The organism is Verrucomicrobia bacterium S94, assembly GCA_004299845.1.
In the GTDB taxonomy this organism is placed as follows: Bacteria; Verrucomicrobiota; Kiritimatiellia; order Kiritimatiellales; family Pontiellaceae; genus Pontiella.
The window spans coordinates 112968-132003 of the sequence record CP036201.1 but is presented as its reverse complement, the minus strand read 5'-3'; the positions used below and the strand labels follow the sequence as shown (position 1 = coordinate 132003).

Annotated in this window: 14 protein-coding genes; 1 reads left to right on the top strand and 13 read right to left on the bottom strand. The window is 47.8% G+C overall.

All coding sequences use genetic code 11. From position 1 onward, the window contains the following. Positions 1-19: 19 nt before the first annotated feature. The 12 genes from EGM51_00445 to EGM51_00390 form a co-directional block, all read right to left on the bottom strand. Positions 20-988, bottom strand: coding sequence for a glycosyltransferase family 1 protein (locus tag EGM51_00445; protein ID QBG45953.1), 969 nt, complete (start codon positions 986-988; stop codon positions 20-22). 32 nt (positions 989-1020) lie between these two features. After that, positions 1021-1977, bottom strand: a complete 957-nt coding sequence (locus EGM51_00440) for a hypothetical protein (GenBank protein QBG45952.1) — start codon at positions 1975-1977, stop codon at positions 1021-1023. After that, on the bottom strand, positions 1974-3521 hold the full coding sequence (locus EGM51_00435) for a hypothetical protein (protein QBG45951.1): 1548 nt from the start codon (positions 3519-3521) through the stop codon (positions 1974-1976). The genes EGM51_00440 and EGM51_00435 overlap by 4 nt, the downstream gene beginning before the upstream one ends. A gap of 287 nt (positions 3522-3808) precedes the next feature. Continuing rightward, positions 3809-5188 carry a hypothetical protein gene (locus EGM51_00430; protein QBG45950.1) on the bottom strand — a complete coding sequence of 460 codons (1380 nt, stop codon included), beginning with the start codon at positions 5186-5188 and terminating at the stop codon, positions 3809-3811. Then, positions 5137-6672 (bottom strand): hypothetical protein, encoded by a 1536-nt coding sequence (locus tag EGM51_00425; protein ID QBG45949.1) that lies wholly within the window; start codon positions 6670-6672, stop codon positions 5137-5139. Before EGM51_00425 ends, EGM51_00430 begins: the two co-directional genes overlap by 52 nt. A 689-nt stretch (positions 6673-7361) precedes the next feature. Then, positions 7362-8522: a hypothetical protein gene (locus EGM51_00420; GenBank protein ID QBG45948.1), complete on the bottom strand. Its 1161-nt coding sequence runs from the start codon at positions 8520-8522 to the stop codon at positions 7362-7364. Then, positions 8522-9250, bottom strand: a complete 729-nt coding sequence (locus tag EGM51_00415) for a hypothetical protein (protein ID QBG45947.1) — start codon at positions 9248-9250, stop codon at positions 8522-8524. Before EGM51_00415 ends, EGM51_00420 begins: the two co-directional genes overlap by 1 nt. Before the next feature lie 35 nt (positions 9251-9285). Then, a complete protein-coding gene (locus EGM51_00410) occupies positions 9286-9582 on the bottom strand; it encodes a hypothetical protein (GenBank protein QBG45946.1) in 297 nt (98 codons plus the stop codon). 26 nt (positions 9583-9608) lie between these two features. Then, a complete protein-coding gene (locus EGM51_00405) occupies positions 9609-11390 on the bottom strand; it encodes a hypothetical protein (protein QBG45945.1) in 1782 nt (593 codons plus the stop codon). A gap of 795 nt (positions 11391-12185) precedes the next feature. After that, positions 12186-13214, bottom strand: coding sequence for a glycosyltransferase (locus tag EGM51_00400; GenBank protein QBG45944.1), 1029 nt, complete (start codon positions 13212-13214; stop codon positions 12186-12188). Beyond that, a complete protein-coding gene (locus EGM51_00395) occupies positions 13214-15460 on the bottom strand; it encodes a polysaccharide biosynthesis tyrosine autokinase (GenBank protein ID QBG45943.1) in 2247 nt (748 codons plus the stop codon). Before EGM51_00395 ends, EGM51_00400 begins: the two co-directional genes overlap by 1 nt. Before the next feature lie 129 nt (positions 15461-15589). Further along, complete coding sequence (locus EGM51_00390) at positions 15590-16093, bottom strand: hypothetical protein (protein ID QBG45942.1); 504 nt, start codon at positions 16091-16093, stop codon at positions 15590-15592. A 99-nt stretch (positions 16094-16192) separates the two neighbouring features. On the opposite strand from EGM51_00390, the gene EGM51_00385 reads away from it, so the two are divergent. Beyond that, on the top strand, positions 16193-17536 hold the full coding sequence (locus EGM51_00385) for a DUF2851 family protein (protein QBG45941.1): 1344 nt from the start codon (positions 16193-16195) through the stop codon (positions 17534-17536). Between the two features lie 71 nt (positions 17537-17607). On the opposite strand, the gene EGM51_00380 is transcribed toward EGM51_00385, so the two are convergent. After that, the gene (locus EGM51_00380; GenBank protein QBG45940.1) at positions 17608-18858 is read right to left on the bottom strand and encodes a U32 family peptidase; all 1251 of its coding nucleotides are present in this window, start codon (positions 18856-18858) and stop codon (positions 17608-17610) included. Positions 18859-19036: the final 178 nt, after the last annotated feature.

The window sequence follows — 19036 nt, the reverse complement described above, 5'->3', positions numbered from 1 at the left end:
TCCCAATTCTGCATTCTGGCTAACGACCCAGACCACGCATTCGATGATACCATTTATCCATAGTATACAGCCGATTTTTAATCCCCTGAGAGATACTCCACTCACAAGCATTCCAACAATTAAAAGCAGGAACAACATTCTCTTCAATAAAGTTAACCCAGCGTTCTGTAGTAGCCGCCGCGGTAAAATTCTCTCCCTTTTTCAATCCTGATTCTACGATGCGATTATACAATTCCGGTTTTTTCTTAAGTTGAGAAACTGCATCTAATAATTCCGAATATGTTGAAACTCTAAGGAAATCGGTTCCCGGCCGTCCCACTTGTTCATAAGCGGAATCATAGCCCCCAATAAATGGTATCCTGGACAGCCAGGCATTAAACAATTTTGTGGGTGGTTTGCTATGGTATTTTTTTTTTGATAAAGAGCGGATACCCAAAAGTACATCAACCTCTCGCATATCCTGCCATTCACCACATTCCCGGAAAATCAATTTACATCCCAACTGCTCAAGATCATTTCCTAATTGTTCTTTATCTAAACAAAAATTATTGGCCTGCCCACTAAAACATACATTTTCAACCTTAGTCCGCTCTTTCATCCGCGGCAATAAACCCGGTTGCGGATAGTGAGGCATGAAAATCCGGCGAGTTCCCGCTGCACAATGCTTATTCTGCACAATCTCAAATCGACCGAAAGGAAAACTCCGATAATCAGCACGAATGACAACCACAAAATATTTACTCAGCTCATGAGGACTCAGTATAACCCTCGCCACCTGAGCATGTACAAAATTAACCGCATCCTCTTGTAATTCGTAATTAAATAAAACAGGCAGTCCTTTCATCTTAAGCTGGCAATATAGAGGCCAAACCCATGCATGCCGAGCACACATAACGATACCCTCATCCCAAGACAACCGACGTAATTCATTAAGATTATCCCCGCTATCTGGATTGCCGACAAAATTATACTTCAACATCTTCTTCATCAAGAATTGCCTTTAATCTGGCTCTGGACCTTCTACGTAATTTTTGTGGCATTATTATCCTTCCCCCCAGCTAATGGGTTGCTCAAATTTCTGCCAACGCGTTTTAACCACCGGTTCTTATATTGATTAAGCCGGTAACCGATATCCAGCCCGTGTTTACCAAACACACCGTAACGATTAATCCAGTAGCTCTCAGGCACCTGACTCCAGTGCCATTTTGGATAGGTATAAACCGAACTGCCTTTATTGTGTAAGTGATGATAATGAATATAGGATTGTTCATTCATCATAACCCGCCCGTTATCCACCGATACCACACCCTTAAACCCCCTGCGAGGCTCCAGCGAAAGACTCTCAAAATGAGCCGTAATCTCCCCTCTATCGCGAGCCTTAACAATAACCTCCGTCATACTCTCAATTTCAGTATCGACCTCAAGAATAGACTGACCAGCGAGAAGCTTCGACCAAGCGAAAGAACACTCATCAAAACAATAATGTCTCTCGGAACTCATCACTTTTTCAATATCTCTGCTCCCGGAATACAACCTGTTGACTCGCTCTGTGTTTCTGAAAAGAAACAACGGCCCGCTTAGATATTCCCTGCAGGTACTGAAAATATCATATGATTCCAAGTCCCCTAGAAACGACATCACATCTCCCAGGATGATATCGGTATCGCAAAACCCCCAATAATCAAATCCGGAAAGCTCCCGCTCAAAAATTGCTCCAAGAGCCGGTTTATAATCACACAATTTATATGGCGATGAAAACCCGGGCCTAATACCCGTGGCAGCAAGAGCCCGTTTCTTAAATTCATCCAGACCAATTCCAAGTATACGACAATTTTTCGGCACATCCCCATTAAGCGTTTGCCATGCATCACCCAATAATAAAAAATCGATTGCAGAATTATTTGCACATGAAGAGAGAAACAACGGAACAAAAGGCGGAAGATTTCCGAAATAAACAACTAATATGGATATCTTCATTTTTTTATTCCTATCAGAAAGTGATTCTGAAGCACCTTCATGAAGGCCAGCTTTTCACTATTGGTTGACATAAATATGACAAGACCAAGAAGAGCCAGCCCACTCAAGGGCATTACATAACCCAGTTGCCATATCGACAGATCAACAGGCGTTGAAATCAGTAACCGGCTTACCAGAATAACCAACACACATCCGGCTCCAGCACGAAGGTAAATTAATAGAAACCGCGAAAACGGAATGCCAACTTCTTTGGATATCCAAACCGGAAAAAGAATATTTTCTTTTAAGACCAGAGCAACCATTGACGCGCAAATCACCCCCAAAGCACCATAGCCGAAATGTACCAGCAATAATGAAAAGGATATGTTCAATACTCCCGGAATAAGATTTCCCAATCCCATATATTTTGTTTCTCCGATCGTTACAAAAATCCGCCAAAAGACAGAACCGCTGATTGTGAAAACCAACAAGCCCAGTAATAAACGAATCCATAACGCATACTGAATAAAGGTCTCATCAAGCCACAATCTGATCAACCCCGGAGCCAACGCAATAAATATACCACAAAGGAGCGATGCCGCATATGCCACGAACTGAGCGGAAAACATCAGGCTATCTATCATACGTTCATTACGCCCATGCGCGAAATCAATCGTAAAGACTGGCGCCACCAATCCCCCCAACACCGAACCAATCTGCTTGATAAGATTAGGCCACACCAATAATGCCGCATACACCCCTGCCATTTCCTTACTCACAAATCGATTGATAATCCACACATCAGTCTTCACAAACAACGAAAACCCAAGCATTGAAACCAAAGACCACCCTGCCATCGAAAGAATAGGCTTTACCCACTTGGCTGTAATATATTCGCGCTTGAAAACGAGGTTTTTCTGTACAAGCCTGTGGTATATGGATATTCCGATTAAAAACACACAAACTGAAAGACTCAGATCAACAGCCCCGACAATCCAAAGCCTTGCACCACAGCATTTGATTAAACTAAACAGAAGCACCATTCTTGCAATCTGCGATCCGATCATGAATTTTTCACTGATATCCAAACGGTTTGCAGCCTGAATAGGAGTAAACAGCACCCCCTTCATAATGTTTAAGAAAAACAGCAAAATATTACACGCAACTAAAATACGAAAATCACGTGAAAGCTCCTCAGGGAAATCTATCAACCAATCTAATTTCCAAACCCCTAAAGCAAACAAAGGAAGTTGCAACAAGATAAAACCTGCATTCGCTACAATAGCCGTTGTAAAGATCTCATTAGCCTGTCTCCAATCATTGCTGTTAAGAGCAATATTTAAATAGCGAGCAACAGCCGTTCCCACACAACTGGAAATCATACCAATATACTGAGTAAGGAATCCTCCCAGAGCAAGCAGTCCATAAGAACCGCTTCCAAACTCTTTTACCAAAAAAGGAATAAATAGAATTCCGGAAATCGCATATACACCGAATCGACTAACAGTGTAAACACCATTGCTCAGGATTCGTTTCAAGCTACTGTCAGACTTAAACTCAGGCATCTGCCACAAACAATCTTTACAAAAAGGTATTATCCATAATTCTTACATTACAGACATTACCTTTGATTAAACCCTATTAATAATAATCCGTATGGGTTATTTTCGCGGACAGAACCAGAACTCGGCATGCGCTTTTTTCCACATTTCCGTCTCTTCTTCGTACTCCTCCAGTAAAACCTTGTACCATCTTCCATTTACTAGGTTATCTATCTTAAGCTCGACTGGAGATTCTTTAGCCCAAAGTATTTCCCACTTTTCCGCGACCTCATCCCACACACTGGCCCTGATCAGTTTCCCCTCAAACCCCGTAAAGGATATGTAATGCTGTCATTCAATATGATAGCTTCTGGTTCATAAATCAACGTTAAGGAAAACGTTTTACCATCTCCAGATTGAAGTTCAACCTGCGCCTCGTCCCCTTCTTCGGGAACATTTAAAATTTCAAAGCCTATCTGTGCGGCCTCCTCTGCAGATAGCATTCCCTCGTCAGATTCAAGAGAAATCCAATCAGCCTTCGAAACTGCACTCCATAGAAGTTCCGCTGAACCTAAATTAAAAATCTTGAAATTTTTAACCGATTCATTAATCAGAATAACCCGATGCGGTGCAGCCAAAACCCCCAGCTTCACCTTCAAAGCCTCATATGGAGAAGATGAGCTCCATTGATTTCCATACAGAATTGGAACATTGTCGGCTTCAGTATTTATTTCAGCTTTTTCTACATTCTGATGTATGCTTTTGTTATTAACAATCACACTGTGCCTATTCCCTTGGCCCTCATTTAGGAACTCCCCACAATTAACAGCTACATTTCCATCATATACATTCATGTAGATTGACGGATCAGAAAAAGTGGATCTAGAGCTGAATACAGTAGAAACAATATTACTAAATATATTTCCTCTCCACAGATTGCCCAAAAGGCCGATATCTCCATCTTGTATCGGCAGTTCACTTTTCGGACAATAAAGAGTGTTTGGAGCCCCAAAGAAGCATGTTTCAACTAAATTGGATTCAAAAACATTGAAATAATTTGGGGCTACAGTGCTATGGATCCCATCAAACTCAAAAGATCCATATCCAAAATTATGTGAAGCACTTTCCAGCTCAGTAAAAACATTACCATACACGATGAAATCTGATGCCCCACCATAAGCCTCCGCTCCCGTTGATGCTGTTTTATCATTAGTTGCGCCATACGGTCTTCCATCCAATGTATTTCCATAGACGACCACCCGGCTTAAATAGTTTCCTACAGCCAAAACACTTTCCGTATCCGGAATAACCCTCCACGGTTTTTCTAAAATAACTTCCCCCGATGCCTCATCTAAGGACAGAATCCTTCGCGATTGACCAACCCCTTTTCCCTGAACAACAGAAATCATCCGAGGGCCATTACTGACGGATAACTTGTCAAAACGGACCTTATAATCTGATACTTCAACCGGATTTCCCCGAAATCTAGTCACCAATCCCTCAAACATAATCTGCTCACCGGAATTCTGATCAACTACGTCACGCAACTCTACTTTACAGTTTAAATCAGAAGGTTTTTTCGAAAGCCAATCCTCGACAGCAAGAATTAGTTCTCCAGAAGCAGTATCAATCCGTTCTTTTATTTCATAACTTCTAAGAATATCGCCCTCCGGACTTTCGATAATATACAAACGTCCCTTTCTCCCATTAGCAACTTCCGGAAGATTTTCAAATCTCCAAACCTGCTGCCCCAATTATTATCAATCTGCTCATAATCCCCTATATATGAAGGAGAAATATCTTTCGCGTAAGGTGCAGACTGTCTTGGAAGCATATTTTTCGTTTCATTAAGTCCGAAATAACAATCTTTAGATGGCCCAGCCCCGGTCAACCATCGTCCCTTGCACCACCCAAAACTACCGGAAGCATCTGTCTCATCATAATTCCCCGCAAAACATTCACTGAAATCAATATATTGCGATCCTTTCAGGGTAACCATCTGATTACAGTCTTCAGTTCCCAAGAAAGTACATCCGCTGAATCTAGCCTGTGTGGCTTCTGTTAAATTCACATCATTCACTTGAATAAATCGACAATCTGTAATCGTTGTATAAGAGGACCCTGTAATATCAAGTATTGTCCGGCGCTCCTCATCTAATAATGCAGAAAATTCCACTCTGAGAAAAGAGGAGCCACTCCCTCCCATGGTAACTGCGTCTGCTCCGTCCAGAACAGCAGTACACTCAATAGTCAGATCTCGTAAAATTACATTATCTTTTGCAGCAAGCACGGGTTTGCTCGCTGGGAATTCGCCGGTGGATCGAATCACACTCTTCCCCATCCCATCACCGCAAACAACCTTGTCACTTCTACATTCCACAACAGTATCTACTAAATATACTCCTGCGGGAAAATAGACTGTAGACCCCGGAACCTTTTCAGCAGCAGATAAAGCATTCCCTATAGCTTCACTATCGGAATACGAATCCCCTCCATCAGCCCCGAAATCTATTACATTGAAAATATTCGAGCTCCTGTTTTCCGCTGATACAACCTGTATACTGGTAGCATCAGACCATCCGAATGCCTTCCCATACCCATTGTGCAACCAGATCCGATAGCTTCCTTCTTCCAATTCTTTGGGAACAGCAAAAGTTGCTTTAAACGGGTTTGCCGAAAAACTTTCAACCCATCCGTAACTTTCCACAAAGATATAACTTTTTCCGCCTTTTAAAGACACATTCCTTCCATAGACAGAAAAGGTTTCTCCCGCAACAACCCGATCAAAACCAACCCACCAAAGCTCCGCCTTATTGATAGCTACAGGCCGGCCATAACCTGCAGCATTGCACGGCCACATTAAATACATTTCATTCTTCGGCAATATTTCCGGCAACATTATAGAACCGATACGACCATCCAACCTAAGAATTGAAGCATCGACCAACAATTCTTCACCTGCATAAACGGTAAAGCGAGTATCCTCACCTTCTTCATCAGCCGTTTTTAAACTAAAATTTTCTCCCGCAAGAACTAATGTATCACCAGGCTGATTAGACCGTATCCACTCTGCAATCTCAGGAGCCCCATCGGGAATCACATAGTCAGTATCAACAGGCGGATTAAACGGGGCAAACTCCGCAGGGAACTCGTCGGTCGGACCCGACACCTGCATATCGGGATATCCCCCTGCGCTCGAACCACAGTCGTCAATCCGATCGTCATCGCAAACAGGAAACTAAACTTCAGAAAATTATACTGCATCGTATTCATCATACATGCTCCACATTGTATCACACAGTAAGCCGGGTGCTGATCAATTCAGCCTCATCTCAAATTCGTTCCAGTTACTTCGGCCTAAGCTTCTCTCTTACAGACTATAAAGCAACACCTATGCCACAAGCAGAATGGAAAATAAGTATAAAAACCGGCACTCCTCTGGACCGCATCACCAATTCGATATTACAAGTCTAATAACACGCTGCCGCCATTGGTCATCCTGAACCCCGAGCGGGCAGAAACCGGAAGTAGTATTTTTTACTAAATCTGTAAAATTGCCGCTCATGCAACAAGAATGCCTTACAGAACCGAAATTGCGGAGAGAACACAACAACCGACTTAACAAAACATCGCTTCTAATTGTGCAACAGTAGCTGTGCATGAAAATACGCCCACAGAAAAAGCATACCATGCGAATCAGCTGACCATAAGAACAACGGAATGCCTGAAAAACCATGAACTTCCCATTCTTCAACTGCGGTTACACAGGGCGATTAAAAGTCTGGAAACAACTCTCTGAAAGGAATGCCCGGACGTAAAAAGTACATTTTTGCAGACACCCCAAAAGAGACCATTGCATTTTGACTAATACGTATAATCCAGTCTCAGCGAAACCGTAGAACGGGAAACCGGCTCCTGATCGTTGGCATAATTTCCAATCAGTGCCAAATTTAATCTACGGGTTAGATCATAAGCACATTGCACGGTAAAAAAGTGCTGTACACTGCCATAGATGGAATCATCATCTCCGTCAATCCCATCTTCATAATTATGCAATACCGATCCACTCAATTTCCATTTAGATGCAAGCAACCAATCTGCACCATACCCCATCCGATATACCATACGTGCTTCGCCTCCATCATAGCCGGGTTCATACGAATTCCCTCCGGAAATATAGAGACCGAAATTAGAGACCGCCTGCCAGTTGACTTTCAAATCGACCAGACCTGTGATATCGGATCCAGACAGATCATAATCCGCATACCCTACACCACCCATGAAACTAATTGCGGTCTTGTCCGTTACCCGGCTATCAAACCCTCCGCCAAGTACCGCAATAGAACCGTCCTCATCATCGTTCACCTGTATCGAATAATATCCGCCCACATTAATACTCGTCCGTTGCGATAAGGCATATGCTGAAATTAATGAAGCCTGATGCGTCTGCCACTCTGCCGTATCGGGTCCCTCAAATTCCTGATAATAGTGCTGCACCGAATACGAGGGAATAATTGCGGTTTTTTCAGATAGTTGCGCGGTATAATCCAGATTTCCATTGAAAATCCACTGTGTATTGACTTCATCCGATATAATAGATCCGGAATTGTTGACCGCTTCATTTTCCAAATTCCAGTCGTAACCCAGCGTCTTCGCAACATTTGCAGCAAGCCTCCAGCGCAATGCATAGGCATCAGATCCAATGTCTCCACCGGCATTATAAAATTCACCATTATTTCGATCATAGTCATCATAGTAACGATAACCGTAGTTAGCCCGGGCGGACATATCCACGAGAGCATCCTGGTTGGAAAACTCCCCTCCGACAGACGTTTCTGTGTAGACATCGTGCAATGCCGTATCGGTCGCCTCATCATACTGAATTCGGTCATCGTAAATAAGCGCTCCAGCCACCGAAGGTCTGAACACAAATCCCCCCAGTTTAATCCCCGTCAGTTCCTCCTGAGCATGTGCCGCAAAGGAAAAAACGAAAAACAGGATAAAAAGAGCACCAATACGCTTCATTAGAAAATCCGCTGGGGCACATACACGATATCACCCTGAAACAGGGTGATATCCGAATCGGCATCGCCATCCTGACCAATATCATTATAATTGATGTTCACCCGTATTTTACGGCCATCTTCAAGCTTGCGGGTAATGCGGATTTCCGATTTCTTGGCACTGGCGGCAAATCCGCCGGAATTACTGATTACAGAGGTCAACTTGATGCCCTGTGCAGAAGGAATACTCACCCGCCCGGGCTGCGCCACGGCCCCGGTAACCGTAACGAAACCCCACTCCGTATTTGCCAGATCATTCACGCGGTTGATGATGATAACCGGCTTGCTGACAAAATATTTCCCATAGGCTGCAGCAATGGCCAGACGGGCTTCTTCCAAAGTCATGCCGGAAATCGCCACATCTCCGACCAGCGGTAAAGTAACCCGTCCGGTCGATCGGATTTCTGACTGATAGGACGCCACTTCCATATTGCCGTCAACCTCCACCGAAATCTCCAGTGCATCACCCGCAGTGAGTTCCGGAATCTGCTCCGACCCCACAGCACCGGGCACAGGTTTAAACTCTTTTGCAGAAACTTCTTCTGTATCCGTGGAAACACACCCGGAGAGCATGCACACGGTTAACAGAACTGCAGCAACTGTAATTTTACCAAACATAACTTCGCGACTCCGCTTATAAACAAAGAACAGTCTTATATAAGACTGCTCTCTTGCAAGGATACAATCCATTCACTGCTGAACAAGCGGTTTTGTCCATGAAAGGATTAATCCGTCAGGAAATGACCGATCCATTTTCCATAGACATATTCGCCCTTCGAGGAATCCCAGAGACCGATCCAGTACCATTTTCCCCATTCCGGAACCTGAAACTCGTACACTCCGCTATGATCATAGGTCTCAAAACTGCCCATCCAATCCTGCGCAGTATCATCCCAGATGCAGATCAGATGCGTTCCGCTCACCGCCGGCAATGCCAACCTCTCTGTCGGCAGACCGATTTCTCCGGTAAACGCCTGCAGACAGAAAAATGCCGCGATCAGTGTTATCCATATTCTTTTCATTGTGTACTCCTTCATCATCCAAACGATTATAAGTGCAGCCAGTTGGCCTGAATTTCAGTCGTTTCACCGCTGACAGTATTGGTTTCATAGATAGATACCCAATACCACTGCACCGGATCTTTACGCTCGAATTTAATCTCATCTTTAAAAGGTCCAACAGTATACCACTGCTCTGTGGCCTGTTCATACACTGTGGCCATCACGGTCTTATCTTCAAGATCGATCAACGGATAAATAACAGTGGTTTCTACATAGTGCACTACAATCTCATGCACAGCCCCGAAACCGGCATAGGATGCCGTCACAGTGAGCTCCGTATCCTCTTCAAAATTACCGGTGGACAGCATTCCGGACGAAATCGAGGCTTGGTCTGAAGACACCGACCACGCTGCTGCAACCGCATTCGTCGTTCCATCAGAGAACGAGGCCATGCAGGTGAGTTCGGTGGAATCCAGTTCCCACATCGTATTTGTACCCTCGATCCAGATCCCCGTAACCACCACCGGTGCCGGAACAAATTTGAGCGTCACAGAAATTGAATCGGAAAATTCACCCACTGAAGCCGTCACAGCGACAACTTCATCTTCCAGAATATTTCCGGCGGTCAGCCAGCCGTCAGCACCGATTACGGCATTCGAGGAACTGACACTCCAGATCGCATCCACAGTGCCGGATGTTCCATCGGTATAATAGCCGGTGCAAGTATAACGGGTGGAAACGCCCTCATCCACAATGACCGCTCCGGAAACCGATATAGATTCCAGATCCGGCTCCACATAAAGAACCGTTATATCTATTTTGGCGGATTTTCCGCCATAGGAAGCGGAGAGCGAAGCGGTTCGATCTTCCGTTACATCAGCTGTACTGACCAGCCCTCCGGCACTGACCGAAAGATATGCAGAAGATTCACTCCAGGTAGGCGTCACCGTTTTCTGCGTTCCATCAGAATAATGCGCTGTACATGCATACTGCGCAGACGATTCTTCAAAGATCGAAGCCGGACCCGCAATGGAAATGCTCTCCAGCGAAGGCGCCACATAGGAAATAAGAACAGAATGGGTATCAGCAAAACCGCCATAGCTTGCCCCGACAATCACCGTCTGATCGGAAAGTACATCGCCCGCAACGAGCAGTCCAGAGGTGGAAATGGTCGCATACCCGGAATTCTCACTCCAGATCGGCTCAACAACGCGCGTTGTTCCATCTGCGAACTGAGCAATACAGTCCAGATCAATCGAATCCCCTTCATCCACGGAAACTCCGCCGGAAATCATGATTCCCACCAGTTCCGCAGGAACATATTTAATAGACAACGACGCATTCGCAGATTTTCCGCCGAAAGCCGCGTACACGAGAATATCAACATCCTCGCTTACGTCGCCGGCGGTCAGCAATCCGTCGGAATTAATAGAAGCTTCCGTAGACGACACACTCCAGTCCGCATCGACCGTCTGAGAACTGCCGTCTGAATAGGCTGCTTTACAGCTGAAAAGCGCGTTCGTCTGTTCATAAATCTGCGACGGCCCCTCTACAGTCAACCCGGTAAGTGTAGGTACGGAATCAATAACCGTAATCTGCAGACTGGCACTTTCGCCCTCATACGTTGCAGAAACCGTCACCGGTTTATCCTCAATGAGATCATCGGATGTCAGCATACCTGTCTCGCTGATGGCAGCAAAATCAGCATTATCCGACCATGTCGGAGTTACCGTTTCCGTGCTGAGATCGGAATATTTTGCTGTGCAAATGAACCGGGCTTCCCCATCTTCATCCATCGATGCAGGACCGGAAATTTCAATACCTGTCATTACCGGCGCCGGCGGGCCGCCAGGCGGAGGGGATGGTATATCAATCGCCCATGCTTCGCCTCCCGAGTAAATCACGGATAGTGCGAGCAGTTTGACGGCAATATCCCGAAACCACCCTCTCTTATTATTTTTATGCATCGAATTCTTCCTATATTGATGTTCACACGTATTCCACTCTGCCCCAAGAGTCTCGACGGGACGGCCTGTTTGCCCGCCGAAGAAATACGTATGACCTCTACAGCATTCGGTATGCCAATCTATCGGGGTATGTATGCTGCAAAGGAAGAATTCAACCGTTTCCCGGTCAGGCCAGGTAAAGCTCCTGAAGATGTGCCATCAATGGACGGCTCCCGAAACGGAAGTTTCATTATATTAATAACTTATAAACAATCTGTTGTGTATCAGCGACGCTCTTTTTTTCAGCAATGAGAAGATAATCAGCGAAGATAAAAACACTTATAAAAAGTCCTGATTATACGCCCTCACGCTTGTGTGTAAATTCTTTTAACGATAGAAAATCTGTTTCATTCTCCCTTAATCCATAAGGACTTACGCATTAACAGACATACCCCAGTCTGTTAAGCGAACGTGTTTACTAAACCGTCTGCTACCCGTCAATTCTTTATCCCGATTAGTTGCTTTCCGACCGGTTTACTCCCGTTGCAGGCCGCAGACCGAATCTGAAGAGCAGGCTGAACAGGGTGAATTTCAAGGATTATACAGAAATGAGAGACGCCTCATCAGCAAACGGCGAATTTCGTTTTCAATGCGGCTGTAGCATTACAGCAGCCGGCCTTACAGTCTCAAATGATTCCGGAGATATCTCAGCTGAAACAGCGTCGCGATAACAGGCCGGAACAAGGCGCTACGGTTGATCCTGAAGAGCAGCTTTTCAATCCCCTCAAAAGCACTTTGATGCGCGGCATACAGTTTCTCCAGCTCATGGATATTTCCACTGAGCATCGCATACCGGTTGGAATTCTTTACCTTATAAGCAATCAGTTCCCGATTCGGCAGATTATACCGGCCGATAAGCTTCAGCCCCAGATCAGCGGTTTTATTAACGAATTCAAATTTTCTTAATGCGGACAGCGAATTGGATGTCGATTCCCTGGTGATTCTGTACAGAGCCAGCGCATCATCCATATAATGGAACCTGCCCCGACGCAGCAGCTCACACCACGTTTGAGTATCTCCCATAGGATAGGAGAGAAAAAGCTCCTCATTGGTATTGAAAATATCCAGCACATCTGAAGTACGGGCCATCACCGAACTGGCCGCAATAGCATAACGGCACAACAGAAGGTCAATAATGATCCGGTCCTCTTCCTGCTCTACGCAGGGTTTGATCCCGCGTTTTGCATTAAAGCCATGAATCTGCTTCCCGGTAACCTCGTTGGATTTATCAAAATCCGAATGGACGAGTGATATACCCGGATCCGCCTTCATCAGATCAACCTGCTTCTGCAGCTTGTGCTTACAGATCCAGGCATCATCTCCGTCACAGAATGCAACATATTTTCCGGAACACTCCCTCGTGGTTTCAATATAGTTGTATACCCCCTGCGATCTGAAGCGCTCGCGCCCCGCATCCTGCTGCGTTCTCAGAAAAAGACGAATTTTACCGGGATATTCCTTCGCATACTGAATACAGATCTCCCGGGTTCCATCCGTAGAGCCATCCTCTCCGAGACAGATTTCATAAGGAAAATCGGTTTCCTGAGCCAGAATACTATCCAGACATTCCCGAATATACGGTCCATTATTGTACGTGATGACCGATACGCTGACTTCTGGTTTATCTGTGCGTATATCAAATTCCATCAGTTCGCAGTCTCAGCTGTATCACTTACATACGACTTGTAACTATGACCATAACCATAGCCCTCTGCGCCGGAAAATTTACCGGCAAGGGAATAAGGCACATCATTGGCTATACATCCCAAAACCAGCGCATCAACCTCAAGCAAACGGGAAAGCATGGTTTTCAGCCCCCTCATTTTAGTCTTACCCACCCGGGAAACCACAATAACCGAATCCACATAGGAGGCCAGAATCACGCCGTCCCCCACCGGTCCGATCGGAGGAGTATCAATAATGACCCGGTCATATTCATCTCGAGCCCACTTAATCAGCTCCGCCAGCTCTTTGCGCCCGAGCATTTCAGCCGGGTTCACATTTTTCAAAGGACGGCTCGTGATCACATCCAGATGCTCGATGACATTCCGGGATACCAGCTCACTTCGCTCCAGCTCTGAGCTGCCGGAAGAAAGCCACTCCAGCAGCGAGGGATGTTCCGCAGGAATTTCAAAAATATTCCCAATCTGAGGCCGGCGCAGATCCGCATCGATCAACAGCGTTTTCAGTCCGTTGCGTGCCAGGCTGATCGCCAGATTGCACGACGAAATCGTTTTCCCCTCGCCGGGGCCTGCACTGCTGATCATCAGAACCCTGGACTGTTCCTTATACTTTTCAGAAAGGATATAACCATTGATGCCGACAAATACTTCCACCATCGGCCCGAAACTGTCCACAATCCCTGATTTCGCAATATCCGCCCGGGTCATATATTTACTTTCACGCGGAAGAATACCCAGCACATGCAGCCCCAGATCCTTCAAATCAGTCACACTGCCGACGCGGTTCATCATAAAATCCATGAGAATCGCCAATCCTGCACCGATTATTCCGAACAGGAAAACGGTCACGATCACAATTTTCTTTTTATCCGGAGCAACCGGAATCCGAGGCACCGTTGCTTCCCGCAGCACCTTCACAAATGCGGTATCCTGCTCTGCCGCCAGTCGCGTATTCTCCGTCCGCTGCAGAATCGAGCGGTACGATGTCTCAGCGGCATCCCGCTTCCGCTCCAGCTTCAGCAATCTCCGTTTTCCGTCTGCGATCTGCTTATCCAGATCGCGCAGTTCCGTTTCAATATTCTCCATACGGCTCTGCATCTGACTGATTTTAGTTTTCAGCAGCGTCAACTCATTCTGAATCGCCTTCCAGGACACCTCAACAAACTGATCCAGTCTCGAAAGCGCCCGCTCTTCAGCCCGTTTGGCCTCCTGATATCTCGGATGTTTTTCCGTATATTTTTCAGAAACCCGCTGAAATTCGTCCAGAGCCGTCTGCCAGACCCCGAGCAGCTCATAGAGTTGCTGTTCTTTCGGCAGACCGGTCGGAAGCGTCTCAATACTCCGTCCCGATTCCTCCCACTCAGAGAGATAATCATATTCCGTCTGCCGCAACGCCAGCTGATTCTCCAGCCCGGCCTTCTGCGTCCCCAGATCGGCCAGAATGGCTCTCAGACTTTCCCTACGCTGCTCCAGCGTCGCAATCTGAAAATCCTGCCGCTTACCCGCCAGCTCCAGCTCCACCGCCTCCAGCTCCTTCCGCAGGACTTCAGTCTGATCCACCAGCCATTTTACGGCGCCGTCAGACAGCTCTTTATTGTCCCGCTCCATCAGCACACCCGCCGCCTCAATCATCACATTCACAAGCTGAGCGGCAAACTCAGGATCCGGGCTCTGGAAAGAAACATGCACAATATTGGCATTTCCCTGCTTATACCAGCCAACCTGCCGCACCCAGTAAGCCAGATCCTCAAGGCCGATCCAGGAGGTGCGCTCCTCATACTCCTTTTTGGAATATTTGCTGAAATACACTTCCGCAGCGATCTCTTCCATAGCCGGCGAGCGGAACTTCGCAAAACGCGTATTAAAGATCACATCTTCACTCAGCGTACCCCCGCCCTCTTCCAGATTGACCTCAGTCTGAATAAACTGCGGCCGCTGCACGCTCATTTCAATCTCAGCTTTGGCCTGATAAACCGGAACCGCATACAACGCCCGGAGAATTCCGACCGCAATCCCGATAAGACCGAAAATCACCGGAATATACCACCGTCGCAGCACGACAAACAAAAGCCGCATCGGCTTGAAACCGCCGCCCCCCTTCAGATTAAACGGTGCAGGCTGATGAGCAGCTCCATACGGATTGGCCGGATCAACAGGAGGCGGCGTGTGGGATGCTCCATATACCGGAGGGGGCTCATTTCCAGAAAACATAAATTTTCACCTTAAAATTCTACTCAATCCCTAAACAAAAATATGCGCGGGATGCTCGGACATACCGCCACAAAACACAACCTTAAAGCAACTGAAAGCAACATCTTTGCCAGATTATAAAACCCGGACCTATTCGGCCAATTCCAACAAAAACCGCTCCACATGCCGCTTCAGCTTCACCGGCGGTTTATCCATCAGCACAAAACAGCCTTCCGCATTCACCTGAGCATACGATTTCCACCCATTGGAATCCCGCCACGGCATGGCCACATTCTCCAACGCCGCTACCGCAACAACCTCATCCAGCCCCAGCTGACCACAGGTCCAGATACACTTTTCCATCGTCATTCCGTTCCGCTGCACGCTCTCAAACGCAAAATATTCCGGAGCCTGCTCTTCTATATCCTTCATTTTGTCCAGATACGGATTCCGCGGCGGCGGCAACCCCGCCGGCTTCATATTTTCGTGTGCATATTTATAAAAACCCCGAATCAGCTGAATCGCCCGGTCAAGCACTTCCGATTTTTCAACCAGCTCAGCCCGATCCACAGCCGCCCGCCCCCCGATTTCTTTATAATCCGTCACGCCGTCTACGACGGCCTTCAGCACCCGGTCTGCCTGTAACTCATTCATGCGCCCATCCTATTCATCAGAGATCCCGACGCAATATTTTTGCACCTTTTGCCGATCAAACCCATTGCCCACTTTGAAAGTTTTCATTATTCTACATAAATGCCCATAAGCCTACAGACTCTGGAAACCGCGTTTCCCCGCTCCGGTCTTTACCGAAACGGACATGCGGAAGGTACCGTACACGAATCCGCCCTCCCTTTCGGCCGCTTCCCCTGGCGCGAACGCCACCTTCAATGCCTCTGGGCCGATCCCCGTAACCGCCCCGTCGAACTCCGAACCTCGGAAGGAGAAACCGTGACCGTCGAACATCCCGGCCACTGGAACCTCGAATCCGGCCCCGATTTCCTCAACACGGTTCTTCTGATCGGCAATGAAAAACGCCGCGTCACCGGCGACCTCGAAATTCACATCCACCCTAACGGTTGGAAACAGCACGGACACGTCAACGACCCCAACTTCGATCAGGTCCGCTTCCACGTTGTCTACTTCCAGGGGCAGGAAATTCCCGGTCTCATCCAGATTCCCCTGCAGGAAACCCTCGCCGCAGATCCCGATTTCTCCTTCGAAAATATCGATACTACCGCCTTCCCCTACTCCATTCCCTCCGGCGAATTCCCCCTCCGTCATATCGCCCCCGACCGAAAAACCGAATTCCTCGAATCCGCCGGCGAAGAACGTCTCCGTCTCAAAGCCGAACGCCTCGCCCTCGCCATACAATCCAAAGACCCCGAACAGGTTCTCTGGGAAGAACTGCTGGCCGCCCTCGGCTACAAAAACAACAAAGCCCCCTTCCGCAAAATCGCCGCCCTCCTGCCCCTCGCCCGCCTGCGATCCCTCGCCGAAACGCCCGACCACGCCTATGCGCTCCTACTCGGTCTCTCCGGGCACCTGCCCAAAAATATCCGCCCCCAATGGACATCCGCTTCAAAAACCTTCATCCGATCCGTCTGGGACATCTGGTGGAAACAGCCCGGCACCCTCCACGAACGCGCTCTCAGCAAATCCGACTGGACCCTCGCCGGTATCCGCCCCGCCAACCATCCTGTCCGACGGCTCATGGCCGCCGCCCACTACGCCTTCCAAACGCTGGAAATTTCAAAAAACTGGAACATACTCACCGATTTTCCCTCCAACCACTGGAACACCCATATCAGCTGGAAAACTCCATGCAGACCCACCGCACTCGTCGGTCCAGCCCGCGCCAACGCCATCATCACCAACATCCTCATCCCCTTCCAGGCCGCCACCGGTCAGCAAGTCGACCTCTATGACCTCCCGCCCGAACCCGGCAACAGCATCATCCGTCAAACCGCCTTTACCCTCTTCAGTCCCGATCATTCCCCAAAAATCTATAAATCAGCCCTCGCCCGACAGGGCCTCATCCAGATTTTCCACGACTACGTCATCACCCACCGCCTCGATCAATTGAAGCATCGGTTTTAGGCAAAGCTTGCCGGCATTGTAATGCCCCGCAAAGCGGACAGCTGATGAACAACCGGAGTAAGAGCGTCCGTCTACGCTACCGGCTGAAGCAGGAACACTTTGTCATTGCGACGGACTTTTTCCGGAACGGCGAAAGTGACCATGTCGTTTTTGAAGGCCTTCTCGGCCGGTCTGCCGTTGACTCGGAATTCATCAACCCGGAACTGCACAGCCCCGGTCGTCGGACCTTCAATCAGCATTTCACAGCCGGGCAGCAGCTCCTGCTGCCAAAGCTTGAATTCCACAACCCCGATTTTTGAAAAATAATTGGTGACCAGCCCCTGCTCCGCCCGTTTATGCGTCGCCTGCGAATGACCGCTCGCGGCCCACTCGCCCATCTGTTCACCACAGTAATAGCCGCCGTCCCAGAAACCGCGATTAAAGACTTCGGCCAGACCGGCTTCCAAAGGCCGGAAATTTTCCGAGTCAAATGAGCCCGCTTCAACAGCATCCAGTCCACGGCGATAGGCTTTAGTCACGGTACTGACATATTGTGCCGTGCGCGCCCGCCCTTCGAGTTTGTAAACCGACACGCCGGCTTCAGCCAGCTTATCAAGATGCGGAAGTGTGCAGAGATCCTTGGGCGACATAATATACCGGTTCTGCACTTCCAGTTCATCGCCGGTTTCCACATCCACCAGCCGATACGCGCGGCGGCAGTTCTGAAAACAGGAGCCGCGATTGGCCGATTTATTATAGCAGCCGAGGCTCATGTAACACTTCCCCGAAATGGCAACACACAGTGCGCCGTGAGCAAACAGCTCAATCTGAACCAGCTCGCCTTTCGGCCCGCGAATATCCTGCTCAACGATAGCCCGGTGAATCCCCTTAATCTGCTCCAGTGTCAGTTCCCGCGCCAGCACCATCACATCGGCATAACGCGAATAAAATTTAACCGCCCCGAAATTGGAAATATTCGCCTGCACTGAAACATGCACTTCCAGCCCGATCGAATGCGCATACTCAATGGCGGAAATATCCGAGGCAATGATCGCCGAAAGATTCGCCGCTTTTGCCGCATCGCAGATTTGCCGCATCGTCTCAAGCTCGTCATCATAAACAATCACATTCAGCGCAAGGTAGGATTTCACTCCGCACCAGCGGCAGATGCGTGCAATACGCTTCAGATCATCCAGCGTAAACGGGCTGGCGGCGCGGGAACGCATGTTCAGCCTATCCACCCCGAAATAGACCGAATCCGCCCCCGCGCGGATCGCCGCTGCCAACGAAGCATACGAACCGGCCGGAGCCATCAGCTCAAATCTGGACTTCTTTTTTTTCATGGGCGGGACACCATAAAAGCTGCCCCTGCTTTATTGCAACTCATCTGGATGGATAAAAGTCGTCAGGTCATACGGGATTTGATTTGAATAAAATGTACACTTCAGTATTTTTTGAATCATCCCGCTTCAGAAGCCGCGCGGGCGACTGAAAGGACGGGGGAAGTAAACAACAACCGGA

Bases quoted from the DNA above. Each gene is read 5' to 3' on its own strand.
- EGM51_00415 (QBG45947.1), bottom strand. From the start codon at position 9,250: ATGGATTGTATCCTTGCAAGAGAGCAGTCTTATATAAGACTGTTCTTT.
- EGM51_00445 (QBG45953.1), bottom strand. From the start codon at position 988: ATGAAGAAGATGTTGAAGTATAATTTTGTCGGCAATCCAGATAGCGGG.
- EGM51_00435 (QBG45951.1), bottom strand. From the start codon at position 3,521: ATGCCTGAGTTTAAGTCTGACAGTAGCTTGAAACGAATCCTGAGCAAT.
- EGM51_00410 (QBG45946.1), bottom strand. From the start codon at position 9,582: ATGAAAAGAATATGGATAACACTGATCGCGGCATTTTTCTGTCTGCAG.
- EGM51_00405 (QBG45945.1), bottom strand. From the start codon at position 11,390: ATGACAGGTATTGAAATTTCCGGTCCTGCATCGATGGATGAAGATGGG.
- EGM51_00425 (QBG45949.1), bottom strand. From the start codon at position 6,672: ATGCAGGTGTCGGGTCCGACCGACGAGTTCCCTGCGGAGTTTGCCCCG.
- EGM51_00385 (QBG45941.1), top strand. From the start codon at position 16,193: ATGCCCATAAGCCTACAGACTCTGGAAACCGCGTTTCCCCGCTCCGGT.
- EGM51_00420 (QBG45948.1), bottom strand. From the start codon at position 8,522: ATGAAGCGTATTGGTGCTCTTTTTATCCTGTTTTTCGTTTTTTCCTTT.
- EGM51_00400 (QBG45944.1), bottom strand. From the start codon at position 13,214: ATGGAATTTGATATACGCACAGATAAACCAGAAGTCAGCGTATCGGTC.
- EGM51_00440 (QBG45952.1), bottom strand. From the start codon at position 1,977: ATGAAGATATCCATATTAGTTGTTTATTTCGGAAATCTTCCGCCTTTT.
- EGM51_00390 (QBG45942.1), bottom strand. From the start codon at position 16,093: ATGAATGAGTTACAGGCAGACCGGGTGCTGAAGGCCGTCGTAGACGGC.
- EGM51_00380 (QBG45940.1), bottom strand. From the start codon at position 18,858: ATGAAAAAAAAGAAGTCCAGATTTGAGCTGATGGCTCCGGCCGGTTCG.
- EGM51_00395 (QBG45943.1), bottom strand. From the start codon at position 15,460: ATGTTTTCTGGAAATGAGCCCCCTCCGGTATATGGAGCATCCCACACG.